Source organism: Bacillus sp. G1(2015b), from assembly GCF_001482475.1.
Lineage (GTDB): Bacteria > Bacillota > Bacilli > Bacillales > Bacillaceae > Bacillus > Bacillus safensis.
This window is the reverse complement of record NZ_LKIC01000008.1, coordinates 42,135-57,447: the sequence shown is the minus strand read 5'-3', so window position 1 is coordinate 57,447 and position 15,313 is coordinate 42,135. Positions and strand designations below refer to the sequence as shown.

The following is a 15,313-nucleotide window of genomic DNA, read 5'->3' as shown; positions in this document are numbered from 1 at the left end:
CAAAGGTTTTCTATCACGCTGAAAAGAAGACAAAGTGCTAAAATAAAAATCATTTTAGCACTTTGTCAACGATCTGAGCCGATGACAGGGTCAAAGGCTTTCTTGACGTCATTAGTCTTGGAGATTAATCCATACACTTTTGACTTCTGTATAGTTGTTAAGGGCATATGACCCCATTTCTCTGCCAAGACCTGATTGCTTATATCCTCCAAACGGGGAGGCGGCATCAAAGACATTATAGCAGTTGACCCAAATTGTTCCTGCTTCAAGACGTGCAGCAATATCGTGGGCATGCTTTAAGTTTTCTGTCCAAAGTCCTGCTGCTAATCCATATTCAGACTGGTTGGCCCGTTCGACCACTTCATCAATGGAATCGTAAGGAATTGCAGATAAAACAGGTCCGAAGATTTCTTCTTTGGCAATGGTCATTTCATCTTCTACATCTTTAAAAATAGTAGGGGAGACGAAATAGCCAGCCTCATAAGGGCAATCGCCACCGACAACGGCTGTTGCCCCTTCGGATTTACCTTTTTCAATATAGCCTAATACGCGTTCGTGCTGTTCTTTACTTACAAGAGGTCCAATTTGTGTATCTTGATGAAGACCAGCGCCTTGCTTGAGGGATCCTGCATATTTGGCCATTTGATCGACCACTTCATCATATTGGCTCCGGTGAACAAAGACTCTGGAGCCCGCGCAGCATACTTGGCCTTGGTTAAACATGACGCCATTTAAAGCACCTGGAATGGCTTTCTTTAAATCGGCATCAGGTAAAATAATATTCGGTGATTTTCCGCCAAGCTCTAATGTGACCCTTTTAATGGTTTTAGCCGCTTTTTCCATAATTAATTTTCCAACGCTTGTTGACCCTGTGAAGGCAAGCTTGTTCACATCAGGATGTTCAGTTAAGGCATTTCCGGCTGTTTCGCCAAATCCAGGAACGATGTTAATGACGCCTTCTGGGAAGCCGGCTTTGTCCACTAATTCTGCTAAATAAAGAGCAGAGAGTGGAGTTTGTTCGGCTGGCTTTAAAACGATGGTGCATCCTGTTGCAAGTGCGGCACCCATTTTCCACATGGCCATGAGCAGCGGGAAGTTCCATGGGATGATTTGTCCTACAACGCCAACCGGCTCATGGCGGGTATAATTAAAATATCCTTGACTGACAGGAATGGTTTGTCCATTCATTTTTGTCGTCCAGCCCGCATAATAGCGCATGTGCTCAATAGCGAGGGGAATATCTGCATTTGTTGTTTCATTGATTGGTTTTCCATTATCTAAAGTTTCAAGCTGTGCAAGCTCTTCTTGATTTTCTTCCATTAAATCAGCAAGCTTGAACATGAGGCGGGCGCGTTCAGCGGCAGACATTGAGCGCCAAGGACCATGGAAGGCTTTTTTTGCAGCTTTTACTGCCTCATCAATATCTTTTTCACCTGCTTCATATACATCAATAAGGGTTTCGCCTGTGGCTGGGTTAGGAGTAGCAAAGGTTTTATTATCGTGACTTGTGACAAACTGACCGTTAATGTAGAGTTTTTTCGTCCCTTGGAGAAAAGATTCGAGTTTTGAACTAATTTGAAGTGTTGTAGAGCTCATAAATAAACAAACCTCCTTAAAGATATGGATTGTTTTCTGCGAGTTCTAGGTGAGAAAAGCGGACATGCAACGAAACAGTATACGCACAAAAATGTAAACGTATACAATTATCATATTACACGACATGTTTGAAAGCAATCCATAACACTCATTGCATTTCGCGAAAATTTGGCTACAATAAATGTATAGATGAAAAAAGGAGTTTTTAAATCATGATCCATCAAAACTGGCAAACAGCTCAAACGTTAAAACAAGTAAAATGTGTACATACAAACGCGAAAAAATATATGGTCGACCGGGCATTAACGGTTGGAAGCACATATGAAGTGAAAAATGAAACAGAGGAATTCCTGTTTGTCGTTGACAATACGGGTAAAGTAGGCGGGTATTACAAGGAGTATTTTGAAGATATTTCGGCTGAATGATTTTGAGGGTCATCACTCATACTAAGAAAAACAGTAAAGGGTGATGATGATGAAAAAGCAGCAAAATGACGAGCAGAAAAATCAAAATGCATGGCATGAACACGAAGATGCTGATATGGCGATTACGCTTGAACAGATTTCCGATGTGTATGCCGAGGGAACGATTGATACACCAAAAGACGAATAGGCATTTAAAAACAGTGATTTGGCATAATCACTGTTTTTTTATTGGAATGATTCAGCATTTTTTCTCGAAAAGAACTGAAACTTTTTTCCTGCTTTAACAGTCTAAATAAATAGAGGAAAGAGCATCGGATCAAAAAGAAAAAGTTAAATGAAATTTAATCTATTCGTAATGGAATAACGATCATTTATAGCGTATTCTATAAGTGAGAATAAAACGTACCCACAGAGCCGTGTGGTCGTTTTGTCATAAAGGAATTTGATGCAGGAAGAGGGGGTTTACGTGGGTATTTTTTCTGTCAGTAAACAAAATGATAAGAAATTCGAATCCTTATTGATTGAAGGGGAAAGAATTGAGGCTGTTTACAGACTGCGTCACGACCAAATTTGCTTTACAAATAAACGACTGATCTTTGGCGATAACCGCGTATTTTCTAAGAAGAAAGTCAGGGTCTCCTTGCCGTATCGATCAATTGAAAGTTTTGCCATTCAAGAAGCTGGCGTGTTTGATCAGGACACAGGTATGCTGCTTGTCACAAGCTCAAAAGTATTTGAACTCGACTTTTCCAAAGAGACGGATTTGAGCGATGTGCAAGCCATTTTGACAAAACATCTTTGCTGATCAATCTTGCGATTACATAGATCATATGCACTTTTCTCATTCTTCGTTCTTATTTTCATAGATCGCACATTTCTGAGCCTTTCCCATCTGATGGGAAGGGCTTTTTTCTGCTTAAGTGTTTGAATGATAGCAAAAAAGGTTAAAGATGAAACAGATACAGAAAGGAGAATGAACAATGAAGGTGTTAGTTGCAGGAGCAAATGGACATACAGGTAGACTTGTCGTTCGTTATTTAAAAGAAAAAGGACATGAGCCGCTTGCTCTCATTCGAGATGAAAAACAAGCTGATGCGCTAAAAGAACTTGGTGCAGCACCTGTCATAGGTGATCTTGAAAAAGATGTGACAGATGCTGTGAAACAAGCAGACGCTGTCATCTTTGCAGCTGGTTCAGGCTCAAAAACAGGTGCGGATAAGACCATTGCGGTCGATCAGGAAGGGGCAAAACGCCTCGTTGATACAGCGAAAAAAGAAAACATCCAGCATTTTGTTATGCTCAGTTCCTATAATGCCGATGACCCGAACCAGGGAAAAGGGCAAGGAAGTATGGAAACTTATTATGAAGCGAAAAGAAAAGCTGATGAGCACTTAAAACAGTCTGGTCTTTCCTATACGATTGTTCGCCCGGGCGCCCTGCTGCATGAGGAGAAGACAGGAAAGATTAAAGCTGCCGAGCATATTACAGATGATCAAAACATCGAGATTTCAAGAGAGGACGTAGCCATTGTTCTTGTGGAGAGCTTAACAGAATCGAATGTGAAAAATAAGTCCTTTGACTTGATTAAAGGCGATAAACCAGTCGAAGAAGCACTTCGCCATCTGTAAGAAAAGAAAGCTGCTGCCAAATAGGCGGCGGCTTTTTTGATGTTTTCTTTTCCCTTCCAGCGGGAAGGTAATGAGAAAGGAGTGATTGACCGTGGGCTTAACGAAAGAACAACAAGCTGATTTATACGAAAGATTGATTCAACTAAAAGAAGATGTGAAGGGATCAAAAAAGAAAGAAGAATCGATGCTCGTTGAATCGAGTGAGATATCAAATGGTGTTGGGAATCATATCGCTGATCATGGGAGCATCTATTTAGACCGCATGACAGAACAAACGCTGGATCAAGTCGATGATCAGCTTGAAGGTGAAATCGATGCAGCACTGAAACGAATGGAAGACGGAACATATGGGATTTGTGAGAAAACAGGAAAAGAGATCCCATATGAGCGTTTAAAAGCAGTTCCATATACACGCTTTTCAATTGGTGCAAAGAAAAATGAGGAAACAACTCAAGATCCAAACGAGTTTGACCGTTCATTCTCCGATCAAATGCGTGATTTAACGAATAGAGAAACAATGGATCAAATGCATTCAGATACGTATGAAAGACTCGAGGAAGAGCAGGATGTTGATGTGGAGGAAGAAAAATAGCAATATATGAGAAGGTTAAATTTTTTCAGAATAATGTTTCCATATGTACTCGTGGACAAAAATCTTGTATAAATGAGTATTTCAAAGAAAAAAGATCTCTTGAAATTTAATTAACTTTCGTGTAGTATAGTTTAAAGGCTGCGATGCGCGTAATGTTAATTAAGTTTTAACCTTTAAGCTGTAATAGGGAGTTTTATATTGAAGCCGGAATGTCATGCCTCCTTAGAGAGGAAGACAGGAACGTTTCTGCAAACACCCACTTTGAGGAGTGGTGGTTTAAAACTTTCTTACTTAGATTACGGCATCCGCAGCTTTTCCTAGGATGATTCAAGCCATTTTCCATTTCGGAAAATGGCTTTTTATTTTGTGAAAAAACGAAATTGCACAGACCGCCGGATGAAGAAGGAATGTATGTTAAAATAGACAAAACAAAAGACGGAGAGGGAATTGGATGTTAGAACAAGCAGAAGCACTCCTGAAACAATACTTTGGCTTTGACACCTTTAGGCAGGGACAGAAACAAGCCATTGAATCGATTGTAAACAAACAGAAGGATACCGTCTGTATTATGCCGACAGGCGGAGGGAAATCGGTTTGCTACCAGATTCCTGCCCTGATGATGGAAGGAACAACGATCGTTGTATCCCCGCTAATTTCTTTAATGAAAGATCAGGTCGATGCGCTAAATGAGATGGGCATACGATCGTCCTTTTTAAACAGCACACTTTCTGCAGCTGAAATGAATAAAAGGCTGAAAAAATGTGCAGATGGGGAATATCAGCTGCTTTATATCACACCTGAACGTTTACAAAATGAACGTTTTTTTCAGCTACTTGATCGGTTAACGATCCCTTTAATCGCAATTGATGAAGCGCACTGTATATCTGAGTGGGGACATGATTTTAGGCCAAGCTATCGCTTTATTCAAGAATGCTTAGATAAATTGACAAAAAGGCCAGTGATAGTCGCACTAACGGCTACAGCCACGAAAAAGGTCCACCGAGATATATGTGAACAGCTTGGCATGAACGAAGAAGAAACCATTTTTACTGGGTTTGCTAGAGAGAATTTGTCTTTTCAGGTGGTCAAAGGAGAAAATAGTGACCGCTTTATCACACATTATATGAAGAAAAACAAGCTTGAGTCCGGCATTATCTATACAGCTACAAGAAAAGAAGCTGAAAACATTTACAATCGGCTAAAGAAACAAAAGATCAAAGCTGGCATTTATCATGGCGGGTTAGATGACGATGTGAGAGAAGAGCAGCAAAACCTGTTTTTAAATGATGACATCCAGGTCATGGTCGCTACATCTGCATTTGGCATGGGAATTAATAAATCAAATGTCCGTTTTGTCATTCATCATCAAATTCCAAGGGATATTGAAAGCTACTATCAAGAAGCTGGGCGCGCAGGTAGAGACGGTCTTGAAAGTGAATGTATTTTACTGTTTTCGCCGCAGGGCGTACGAATGCAGCGCTTCCTCATTGAACAGTCAACAGAAGATGAAGTGCGCTATCAGCATGAACTGCTTAAACTAAGACAAATGGTGGATTACTGTCATACTGAGCAATGTTTGCAGCAATTTGTAATGGACTACTTTGATCAATCAACAAGTACTCCTTGCCAAAAATGCAGCAATTGCCTTGATGAAAGAGAGCGTGAAGAGGTCACTCGAGAAGCGCAAATGGTTTTATCGTGTACGGTTAGAATGAACGAGCGATTTGGAAAAATGATGATTGCTCAAGTACTGGCAGGCTCTAAAAATAAAAAAGTGCTTGATCTTGGTTTCGACCGTCTTCCTACATACGCTTTAATGAAGCAGCAATCAGCCCAGCAAATCAGTGATTTCATCGAATTCCTAATTACAGAAGAGTATTTGCACATGTCTGAAGGGGCTTACCCAACATTAAAAGTGACACATAAAGGGAAGAAAGTGTTAGTCGGACAAGAGGCTGTGTATAAAAAGCAGGCAGTTAAAAGAGAGGCGATTCAAGAAAACGATGCATTATTTGAGCAGCTGAGAGCGGTGAGAATGAAGCTGGCGAGAGAGCAGGGCGTTCCGCCATTTGTTGTATTTTCTGATCAAACATTGAAGGAAATGTCAGCTGTTCAACCTAAAACAGAAGAAGAACTTCTCCATATTAAGGGGATAGGCGCTCAAAAAAGAGAGAAATATGGGGATGTTTTTCTAGAAGAAATCCGTTTATTTATAGAAAAAGAGAAAAATAAAGAGGTTGAAGAAGAAAAATAAATTTTTTTCGCTGCGTTTGGACACGTTTTCAACAGGAGGTTTCTGATCCTTTCAAAACCTTGATATGGCGGGTAATTGAGCTGTTTTGTGGTCTGATTTACCAATGGAGAGAGATGTTTCATGTAAAGGAACTGTAATCTAAAACATATCGTTTTGTTATTGAATTGACATTTACATATGTTACGATAGCACTCGTTAGCCGCCATAAAAAGCTAACAAGGGAGGATTTACTTTATGAAGAAGACTATTATGTCCTTGGTTGCTGTTGCAGCAATCTCAACAACAGCATTTGGAGCACAGCAAGCTTCTGCAAAGGAAATCACTGTGAAGAAAGGTGATACACTTTGGGGAATCTCTCAAAAAAATGATGTGTCTCTAAAGGACCTAAAGGGTTGGAACAATTTATCTACAGACATGATTTATGTAGGTGATAAATTGACAATCTCTTCAAAAGAGAAAACTCAGGAGCAGTATAAAGTCCAGAAGGGGGACAGCCTCTGGAAAATCGCTCAAAAATTCAATGTGTCAATTAGCGATATTAAGTCTTGGAATAACTTAAACTCAGATATAATTGTGACTGGTTCAACACTAAGTGTTGCTGGTCAAAGCTCAGCTCCGGTAAGCTCAGAGCCTGTACAAAAACAGGAGCCTGTCCAAAAAGAGCAAACAACACAAAAAGCTGCTCCTAAAAAGGAAACAGCTAAAGCAGAATCATCTTCTGCTAGTCAAAGTGTACAAAAAGAATTGACTGTAACGGCTACGGCTTATACAGCAAATGATGGTGGCATCTCAGGTATCACTGCAACAGGGGTAAACTTAAACAAAAACCCAAATGCGAAAGTCATTGCAGTAGATCCTAATGTCATTCCATTAGGAAGTAAGGTTTATGTTGAAGGCTACGGTGAAGCTACCGCAGCAGATACTGGCGGCGCAATTAAAGGTAACAAAATTGATGTACATGTACCAAGCAAATCCCAAGCAAAAAATTGGGGCGTAAAATCAGTCAAAGTGAAAGTACTTAACTAGTAATCTATTGTTTTTTGGAAGAAAGCATCAGGTGGCGGCCTGATGCTTTTATTGTACCCTTTTTTTGGTCAAAAAAACACATATTTTTCAGAAAAATTTGCATTTTCGACAAAAACCAGCGTATATTCTATCACACACGCTGGTTTTTTGGCGTTAGCTGTCCACCCAATAAATTTCCCCGCTTTGTTCTTCCCAATTAATTTGGACATCAAATTGGTGCTTTTCATAAAAGTGAATCAAGCGGTCCACGTGATTCCAATCTCTTTTGACGAGGTCACCTGTGATGACTGGAATGTTCTGCTCTCTTGCGATTTCTTTTAAATGCTTCATGCAGATTGAGCCGTATCCATTATCGGGAGGGCCTTTAATATCAGCAATGTGAATCTTTCCTTCTTCAGGATATTCCGCGATTAAGGAAAAATCAGATTGTCCGCGAAAAGCTTTTTCACAATCGCTGAGCATGATTTTGCATGTATCCGCACTTTCAATGGCAGAGACAATCATCCATTCGTCTTCTTTTGCCTGATCAATGCCAATGATCTTTGCTTTTTTCGAAATATCTTTCATATTTTCTTGCATTCGATACATTTGAAACTGCAATTGCTGTAATTCTTGCTCTAACGTCTTCACATCTTTGGTTGTTTCCTGTAAGATTGACAAGTCCATTACTCCTTTCATATAAGAAATCATAAAAACCACATAAATTCCAATTCTAAAGGAAGTGGATGGATCTTTCAAGCCGTTAGAACGCCAGTAATCGGCAAGTTTGTCTAAAATTCGACGAAGACAGCGAATTCATTGACTTTATAGAGAAAGTTAAATAACATACTCTTAGTCGGAACTAATAAAGAGAGGTTTTCAAACATGAACGAACAGAATCAAAAACCGAAAAATTTCACCGGCATTGTTGTCATTTTAACAATTGCCATAAACGGATTAATCGCTTTATTATTTTTAATGCCAAAAACAGATAAATTTAGTCATCTGGACATTACATTTCTTCCTTTACTGAATGCCGTGATGAACAGCTTTACGTTTATCTTCTTACTTTCAGCACTCATTATGATTAAACAAAAGAACATTAAAGCACATAGACGATTTATCTTTGCTGCATTTTCAACAACACTTGTCTTTTTAATTTCCTATGTGACATATCATTCAATGGCAGCTGATACACACTTCGGAGGAGAAGGGATCATCCGTCCAATTTACTTCTTTATTTTGATTACACATATTGTGCTTTCAGCAATTATTGTACCGCTTGCATTGATTACACTATTTAGAGGCGCACAGATGCAGGTTGAGCGTCACCGTAAAATTGCCCGCTGGACGATGCCGCTTTGGCTCTATGTTAGTCTCACTGGCGTCATTGTCTATATCATGATTTCTCCATACTACAGCTAACGTATGTCCAACTGGACATACGTTCTTTTATTTACAAGATGAAGTGCTTTGGATAGAATGGAAATTGGATATCCGACTTGCATGGTATCTTCCCATCTATAGATTCACATCATTTCTGGCCGTTTGCTCGTTTGGAGATCAACAATTGGACGAAACGGGGGTTATATGATGACTGAACAATTGCAGTATAAACCGGGGCTTGAAGACATTGTGGCAAGCGAAACGTCCATATCATATTTAGATGTGGAGCAAGAGGAAATTGTGATTCGCGGGTACGACCTCATTGAGCTAGCACAAAACAAGACATATTTAGAAACAGCCTATCTGCTTATTTATGGAAGATTACCAGATACGATGGAATATCACCAATTTCAGCAAGATATATCCTCACAAACGAACTTACATCCAACCATTCAAACCATTTTAACGAAGCTGCCAAAAACCACTCACCCTATGGATGCGATGAGAACGTGCTTATCTGCTCTTGCAGGGTACGATGATGCACTACATGATCGATCAGAAGCGTGCCAAGTGAAGCGTGCAGTTCGATTACTAGGCCAGCTGCCGGCCATTGTTGCTGGAAGCTATCATATTCTCACAAAAGACGCCGCTATTTCTCCAGATCAGACCAAATCCTACACTGAAAACTTTTTATCCATGCTAACTGGACGCACCCCGACCGAAGACGAAATCACCGCTTTTGACCAAACACTTACATTATATAGTGAACATGAGCTGCCGAATTCAACGTTTGCAGCTAGAGTCATTGCATCCACGCATTCTGACATGTATGGTGCTTTTACTGGAGCGATCTCTTCATTAAAAGGTGACCTCCACGGAGGAGCAAATGAAGCTGTCATGCACATGCTTCTTGAAGGAAAAACAACGGAAGGATTTCTTGCGCTCATTGAACGAAAATTAGCCGCAAAAGAAAAAATGATGGGTTTTGGCCACAGAGTATACATGAGAAAAATGGATCCGCGCGCCGCTCTTTTAAAACGTTCATTGAAAACGCTTACTGAATCGAAGGGAGATACAACGCTATATGACATGTGTGTAGCAGGAGAGGCATACATGAAAGAGCAGAAAAACCTCTATCCGAATCTTGATTATTACGCCGCTCCTATTTATTACGTGCTTGGAATTCCTATTTCACTTTATACACCCATTTTCTTTGCTGCAAGGGCTAGTGGATTAGCCGCTCATGTTATTGAACAGCATTTGCATAATCGCATTTTTAGACCGAGAGTCCGGTATTTAGGGCCAAGAGGATTAAAGGTTTCAAATGATGATGGAAAAACGGGGGAATGAATATGAACAAAACAGCAGTCGCCAATCAAACAGATCAGCTATTAGAAGAAATTGCTGCCTATGCAGTAGACGGAGAAATTACGAGCAAAGAGGCCATTGAAACCGCGCGTTATGTGCTCATAGACACGCTCGGGTGCGGAATGCTTGCGCTCAATTTTCCAGAATGTACGAAGCACCTTGGTCCCATCGTACCTGGAACAGTTGTACCTAACGGAGCAAGAGTTCCCGGCACTTCGTTTGTGCTAGATCCTGTTCAAGCGGCTTTTAATATTGGCTGTATGATTCGCTGGTTAGATTATAATGACACATGGCTTGCACAGGAGTGGGGCCATCCGTCAGATAACTTAGGCGGAATATTAGCTGTAAGTGATTATATTAGCAGAAATCGTCTTGCAAACGGAGAAGAGCCGCTAACGATGAATGACGTACTGCATGCAATCGTCAAGGCACATGAAATTCAAGGTGTGCTCGCTTTAGAAAATTGTCTGAATCGAAATGGATTGGACCATGTGTTATTTGTCAAAGTGGCAACAAGTGCAGTTGTATGTGCAATGCTTGGCGGAACAAAGGAAGAAGTCCAGCATGTATTATCACAAGCGTTTGTTGATAATTCCCCGCTTAGAACATATCGCCACGCCCCAAACACAGGATCGAGGAAATCATGGGCAGCAGGGGATGCAACAAGCCGCGGAGTGAGACTGGCAATGATGACACGAAAAGGGGAAATGGGCTATCAAACGCCGCTTAGTGCAGAGAAGTGGGGCTTTGAAGATGTTCTTATGAAAGGAAAACCGCTTACGCTCGCCCAGCCTCTTGGATCATACGTCATAGAAAATGTTCTTTTCAAAATTGCTTATCCTGCTGAGTTCCATGCGCAGACTGCTGCTGAGGCGGCTGTGATGCTGCATGACGCGGTAAAAGATCGTTTAGATGAAATTGATCGGGTAGAGATTACGACACATGAGTCAGCAATTCGGATTATTGATAAGAAAGGGCCGCTTTATAATCCGGCAGACCGTGATCATTGCTTGCAGTATATTACAGCCATTGGACTGATTTATGGTGAGCTAACAGCTGACCATTATGAAGAAGAAACGGCGCAAAATCCGGCCATTGATCGTCTGCGTGATCAAATGGTTGTGAAAGAGGATAAGCGTTATACAGAGGATTATTTAGATCCGAAAAAGAGATCAATTGCAAACTGTGTACAAATTTTCTTTAAAGACGGGACGATGACAGACCGAATTGAAATTGAATACCCGCTTGGTCATCGCAGAAGAAGACAGGAAGGCATTCCGCTGCTTGAAAAGAAATGGCTCTATCATTTAAAGACAAGATTTCCACAAAAACAAGTAGATCAAATTGTGTCACTCTGCCAAAATCCAAATCAATTAAAAACAACAACAGTACCAGCATTTATGGACTTATTCGTCATATAAGGGGGAGCTAGCGTGTGGATCGTGAATGAAGAAACAAGTCAGGCTGATTTAGCTGCAGCCTTTAAAGAACAAATGTACAAATCAGCTTTATTTCAAATTCCAGGCGTTCACGATGGAATGTCTGCGCTCTATGCAAAAAAAATGGGCTTTCAAGGACTCTATTTATCAGGTGCCGCTTTTTGTGCTAGCAAAGGACTGCCTGATCTCGGCATGATCCATTCAACAGAAATGGCTGAAAAAGCGAAGGAGATTATTCGAGCTTCCCAGCTGCCGCTTTTGGTGGATATGGACACAGGCTATGGCGGTGTTTTAAATGCAGCAAGAGCAGCAAAAGAAATGGTTGAGAGCAAGGTGGCAGCTGTTCAAATTGAAGATCAGCAAATGCCGAAAAAATGCGGGCATTTAAATGGGAAAGCACTCGTTCCAGTAGAAGAAATGGTCGCAAAAATCAAAGCCATCAAACAAGCGGCACCAACGCTTTTGGTGATTGCGAGAACCGATGCAAAGTCCGTAAATGGAATGGAGGATGTCATCCGCCGGGCCAATCTTTACGTAGAAGCAGGAGCTGACGCTATTTTCCCTGAGGCACTCATCACAGCTGAGGACTTCACACATGCGTCAAACAATATTAAAGGGCCACTCCTTGCCAATATGACGGAGTTTGGCAAGACGCCTTATTATCATGCAGACGAATTTTCAATGTTTGGCTTTCAAATGGTCATTTACCCTGTGTCATCACTCAGAGTCGCTGCAAAAGCGTATGAGCGTTTATTTACAGAAATCATGGAAAAGGGAACGCAGCAGGGGATACTTGGGGATATGCAAACGAGAAAAGAGCTGTATGAAACGATTCATTATGATGAATATGAGGAAATGGATCAGCAGTTAGCAAAAACGATCCTGCCGGAAATTGGGAAAGAACAGCGATAAAATGAAAAGAAGACAAAGGGCTAAAATAAAGATCATTTTAGCCCTTTGTCAACAATTTGAAACACTTCCTTGACGGAAGTGCTTTTTTTACGATGATGGTGTGGATGATGAAGCCAATTTCATCTTTTCTTCAACTGTTTTCGTTTTTTCTTTTACTTTTTCAGCGTAAGTGAAATCACCGTAGCAATACGGATAGCGGAAGTTATCTTTGTTGCCGCCGCACGTATAGACCTTGGGGTTTCGTTTCACTTGCTTTTTGGAGTATTGCTTTGCCAATTTCTCGGAATGTTTTCCCCCGTTTTTTGCAACAAAATCAATATAGCCGATTCCCATGTTATAGCTTTGAATAATGGTTTCCAAATCAACGCCTTTTTTCTTCCCATGCTTGTACATAGTCGAAAAATGATGGACTCCTTGTTTAATGCTTTTCTGAGGGTCATTGATTTCATTTCGTTTCAAACCAAGAGATTCAGAGGACTGCATTGGATCTCCGCCTCTGCCTTTTGATTCTTGATACATCATACCGAGGATTAACGCGGTATACTGATCTAAATCTTGATCTCTTAACTCTGTTTCTACAAGCGGTTTGTAATCATCCAATCTCGACAAAACAATTGATTCCGTATCAATCGGCAGCTTTTTTAACTCCTTTTGATTAAAGGAGATGGCAATGGCTGCTAATACGAAAACAAAGAGAAAAATCGTGAAACAGCCTGAAATGGCAAAACATCCTGTTTTTTTCTTTTTCAAGGTCAGTTCACCCCTGTTTTGCCCCGCTTTTAAAAGGGAAGTACAGCCTTTTTATTATGACATATCCTAAGCAGGATACCAAGTGAAAACCTTATAATCAATCATATCCAAACGTAAATTCAGACCTTGTTTTCAGCCTGAAGCAGAAATAAATAAAACCGATCATCAGCCAAATCATGCCAATGATTAATGCATTTGTACTGATGCTCGTTAACAGCCAAATACAAAACGCCGTCCCGCATAGAGGGATCACTGCATATCTCAATGTATTCAGAACACCTCTTTGTTTTTGTCTGACGAAAAAGTACGCAAAAACAGACAAATTCACAAAGGTAAATCCAATTAACGCGCCGAAGCTGATAAAGGAATAAATGACTTCAAGTTCGCCAACGACTGCGGTTAAGGAGAAAGCCCCGATTAATAAAATATTAAAAACAGGGGTTTTTAATCTCGGATGAATATAACCGAAGAATCGCTTCGGTAACGATTGATCTCTTCCCATTGCATATAAAAGCCTTGCTGCACTCGCATGTGACGATAAGGAGGAAGAAATGACAGCGACCATTGTGCCAGCTAAAAAGAACGAGTGGAGAAATGCGCCGCCCACGAATTCTGCAATTTCAAGTGAGGCTGCATCAGGATGTTTAAACTGCTGAAAATTTGGAAACACCTGCTGCAAAAAATAAGACGTCAACGTAAACAGTACGCCTCCAATTGCAACTGTTAAGAAAATGGCAAGCGGAATCGTCTTTTTTGGTTTAATGGTTTCCTCAGACATCGTCGAAATGGCATCAAATCCAAGAAAGGAGAAACATAAAATGGTCGCTCCTGAAAAAATAAGCGCTGGATCTAAGCTCGCTGAATAAAAAGGCCGGGCTGACAATAACTCTCCACTGCCAGCGTTTTGCGAGAGCCCATAAATAACAAACCCAACAAAGGTGACGGCGACAATGACCTGAAACGTCACAAATAGCGCCGTTATGTTGGCTGTAAGCCGAATACCGATTACATTGACAGTCGTTATGGCGATAGCAAGTATGATGATCCAAATGTAATGAGGTACATCAGGAAAGGCTGCGGTTAAATAAGCACTTCCGATCGCAAAATTCACCATAGGCAGAAATAAATAATCCAGTAAAAGTGTCCAGCCCACAAGGAAGCCGACATGAGGATGAATACTTTTTTGCGCATATGTATAAGCAGATCCTGCTTTTGGAAAAGCCTTCACCATATTCCCATAGCTAAGCGCTGTCAATAGTAATGCCAGCAACGTAAATATATAAGCTGCAGCTACGTGTCCTTTCGTCAGCTGAGCAACAATGCCGTATGAATCAAATACGACAAGTGGATCCATATAAGCAAGCCCGATCACAACAAGTGGAAAGACAGTCAGGCTGCGTTTTAGTCTTGGCTCTTCAGTCAATTTGCCTATCAGCTCCTCTAAAAAAATGAATAAATAATGCTCATTTTAAAAAGAATGCTACCAAGTGTCAATGCTATTTGAATAAATCTTTTTTCTAAAGTGTGCCCGCTTTGCACGCCGCACGTTTTAGTATATGATGATACATAGAATAAGTCGTGATTTGACTAACAAGAAAGGTGAAGCGAAATGAAGGAAGAACTGAATACAAATCAAGAACAGGAACGGATGGAGCTGGATGAAGAAAGCTTATTTCTTGTCTCCCAAACGTTTAAAGCCTTATCTGATCCGACACGTATTCGCATTCTGCACCTGCTGTCTCAAGGTGAATACTCGGTCAATGATATCGCGGAAACGCTGAATCTCATGCAATCAACTGTTTCTCATCAGCTCCGTTTTTTAAAAAACCTTCGTCTCGTGAAATCTAGACGAGCAGGGACATCGATTTTTTACAGCCCTGAAGATCAGCATGTGATGGAAGTACTTGAACAAATGATTCACCATGCGCAGCATGACTAATAAAAACCTTCCTACTCAT

Annotated in this window: 16 protein-coding genes and 1 other RNA gene; 13 read left to right on the top strand and 4 right to left on the bottom strand. The window is 40.7% G+C overall.

What is annotated here, in order from left to right; all coding sequences use genetic code 11:
- Positions 1-111: 111 nt before the first annotated feature.
- Complete coding sequence (locus AMR95_RS06780; protein ID WP_039179283.1) at positions 112-1,596, bottom strand: aldehyde dehydrogenase family protein; 1,485 nt, start codon at positions 1,594-1,596, stop codon at positions 112-114.
- Positions 1,597-1,808: 212 nt separating this feature from the next.
- Between AMR95_RS06780 and AMR95_RS06775 the strand changes: the two genes are divergently transcribed.
- The 8 genes from AMR95_RS06775 to AMR95_RS06750 all read left to right on the top strand — a co-directional run bounded on the left by AMR95_RS06775 (position 1,809) and on the right by AMR95_RS06750 (position 7,521).
- Entirely contained in the window at positions 1,809-2,021 is a 213-nt protein-coding gene (locus AMR95_RS06775; RefSeq protein ID WP_024422683.1) for a DUF6501 family protein, read from the top strand.
- Between the two features lie 49 nt (positions 2,022-2,070).
- Complete coding sequence (locus AMR95_RS18775; protein WP_075611524.1) at positions 2,071-2,208, top strand: DUF4025 domain-containing protein; 138 nt, start codon at positions 2,071-2,073, stop codon at positions 2,206-2,208.
- A 279-nt stretch (positions 2,209-2,487) separates the two neighbouring features.
- Positions 2,488-2,826: a PH domain-containing protein gene (locus AMR95_RS06770; protein WP_024422682.1), complete on the top strand. Its 339-nt coding sequence runs from the start codon at positions 2,488-2,490 to the stop codon at positions 2,824-2,826.
- A gap of 175 nt (positions 2,827-3,001) precedes the next feature.
- On the top strand, positions 3,002-3,649 hold the full coding sequence (locus tag AMR95_RS06765; RefSeq protein WP_058837918.1) for an SDR family oxidoreductase: 648 nt from the start codon (positions 3,002-3,004) through the stop codon (positions 3,647-3,649).
- 91 nt (positions 3,650-3,740) lie between these two features.
- On the top strand, positions 3,741-4,241 hold the full coding sequence (locus AMR95_RS06760) for a TraR/DksA family transcriptional regulator (protein WP_047203851.1): 501 nt from the start codon (positions 3,741-3,743) through the stop codon (positions 4,239-4,241).
- A gap of 132 nt (positions 4,242-4,373) precedes the next feature.
- A non-coding RNA gene (ssrS, locus tag AMR95_RS18770) (6S RNA) lies at positions 4,374-4,559 on the top strand.
- A 133-nt stretch (positions 4,560-4,692) separates the two neighbouring features.
- Positions 4,693-6,495, top strand: coding sequence for a DNA helicase RecQ (recQ, locus tag AMR95_RS06755; protein WP_039179275.1), 1,803 nt, complete (start codon positions 4,693-4,695; stop codon positions 6,493-6,495).
- A 234-nt stretch (positions 6,496-6,729) separates the two neighbouring features.
- On the top strand, positions 6,730-7,521 hold the full coding sequence (locus AMR95_RS06750) for a LysM peptidoglycan-binding and 3D domain-containing protein (RefSeq protein WP_039179273.1): 792 nt from the start codon (positions 6,730-6,732) through the stop codon (positions 7,519-7,521).
- A gap of 153 nt (positions 7,522-7,674) precedes the next feature.
- On the opposite strand, the gene AMR95_RS06745 is transcribed toward AMR95_RS06750, so the two are convergent.
- Complete coding sequence (locus AMR95_RS06745) at positions 7,675-8,187, bottom strand: GNAT family N-acetyltransferase (protein ID WP_039183160.1); 513 nt, start codon at positions 8,185-8,187, stop codon at positions 7,675-7,677.
- Between the two features lie 198 nt (positions 8,188-8,385).
- Between AMR95_RS06745 and AMR95_RS06740 the strand changes: the two genes are divergently transcribed.
- The 4 genes from AMR95_RS06740 (at position 8,386) to prpB (ending at position 12,605) form a co-directional block, all read left to right on the top strand.
- The gene (locus AMR95_RS06740; protein ID WP_024422676.1) at positions 8,386-8,925 is read left to right on the top strand and encodes a DUF420 domain-containing protein; all 540 of its coding nucleotides are present in this window, start codon (positions 8,386-8,388) and stop codon (positions 8,923-8,925) included.
- A gap of 168 nt (positions 8,926-9,093) precedes the next feature.
- On the top strand, positions 9,094-10,236 hold the full coding sequence (gene mmgD / locus AMR95_RS06735) for a citrate synthase (protein ID WP_058837917.1): 1,143 nt from the start codon (positions 9,094-9,096) through the stop codon (positions 10,234-10,236).
- A 2-nt stretch (positions 10,237-10,238) separates the two neighbouring features.
- Complete coding sequence (locus AMR95_RS06730; RefSeq protein ID WP_058837916.1) at positions 10,239-11,675, top strand: bifunctional 2-methylcitrate dehydratase/aconitate hydratase; 1,437 nt, start codon at positions 10,239-10,241, stop codon at positions 11,673-11,675.
- A gap of 12 nt (positions 11,676-11,687) precedes the next feature.
- The gene (gene prpB, locus AMR95_RS06725) at positions 11,688-12,605 is read left to right on the top strand and encodes a methylisocitrate lyase (RefSeq protein ID WP_058837915.1); all 918 of its coding nucleotides are present in this window, start codon (positions 11,688-11,690) and stop codon (positions 12,603-12,605) included.
- Between the two features lie 87 nt (positions 12,606-12,692).
- On the opposite strand, the gene AMR95_RS06720 is transcribed toward prpB, so the two are convergent.
- Positions 12,693-13,355, bottom strand: a complete 663-nt coding sequence (locus AMR95_RS06720) for a lysozyme family protein (RefSeq protein WP_039179260.1) — start codon at positions 13,353-13,355, stop codon at positions 12,693-12,695.
- Between the two features lie 97 nt (positions 13,356-13,452).
- A complete protein-coding gene (locus AMR95_RS06715; protein ID WP_058837914.1) occupies positions 13,453-14,778 on the bottom strand; it encodes an APC family permease in 1,326 nt (441 codons plus the stop codon).
- A 186-nt stretch (positions 14,779-14,964) separates the two neighbouring features.
- Here AMR95_RS06715 and czrA point away from each other — a divergent pair, with 186 nt between their 5' ends.
- The gene (gene czrA / locus AMR95_RS06710) at positions 14,965-15,294 is read left to right on the top strand and encodes a Zn(II)-responsive metalloregulatory transcriptional repressor CzrA (protein WP_024422670.1); all 330 of its coding nucleotides are present in this window, start codon (positions 14,965-14,967) and stop codon (positions 15,292-15,294) included.
- Positions 15,295-15,313: the final 19 nt, after the last annotated feature.

Coding starts and splice junctions, on each gene's coding strand:
- AMR95_RS06750 (WP_039179273.1), top strand. CDS start 6,730: ATGAAGAAGACTATTATGTCCTTGGTTGCTGTTGCAGCAATCTCAACA.
- AMR95_RS06730 (WP_058837916.1), top strand. CDS start 10,239: ATGAACAAAACAGCAGTCGCCAATCAAACAGATCAGCTATTAGAAGAA.
- recQ (WP_039179275.1), top strand. CDS start 4,693: ATGTTAGAACAAGCAGAAGCACTCCTGAAACAATACTTTGGCTTTGAC.
- AMR95_RS06765 (WP_058837918.1), top strand. CDS start 3,002: ATGAAGGTGTTAGTTGCAGGAGCAAATGGACATACAGGTAGACTTGTC.
- AMR95_RS06740 (WP_024422676.1), top strand. CDS start 8,386: ATGAACGAACAGAATCAAAAACCGAAAAATTTCACCGGCATTGTTGTC.
- mmgD (WP_058837917.1), top strand. CDS start 9,094: ATGACTGAACAATTGCAGTATAAACCGGGGCTTGAAGACATTGTGGCA.
- AMR95_RS06745 (WP_039183160.1), bottom strand. CDS start 8,187: ATGGACTTGTCAATCTTACAGGAAACAACCAAAGATGTGAAGACGTTA.
- AMR95_RS18775 (WP_075611524.1), top strand. CDS start 2,071: ATGAAAAAGCAGCAAAATGACGAGCAGAAAAATCAAAATGCATGGCAT.
- czrA (WP_024422670.1), top strand. CDS start 14,965: ATGAAGGAAGAACTGAATACAAATCAAGAACAGGAACGGATGGAGCTG.
- AMR95_RS06775 (WP_024422683.1), top strand. CDS start 1,809: ATGATCCATCAAAACTGGCAAACAGCTCAAACGTTAAAACAAGTAAAA.
- AMR95_RS06780 (WP_039179283.1), bottom strand. CDS start 1,596: ATGAGCTCTACAACACTTCAAATTAGTTCAAAACTCGAATCTTTTCTC.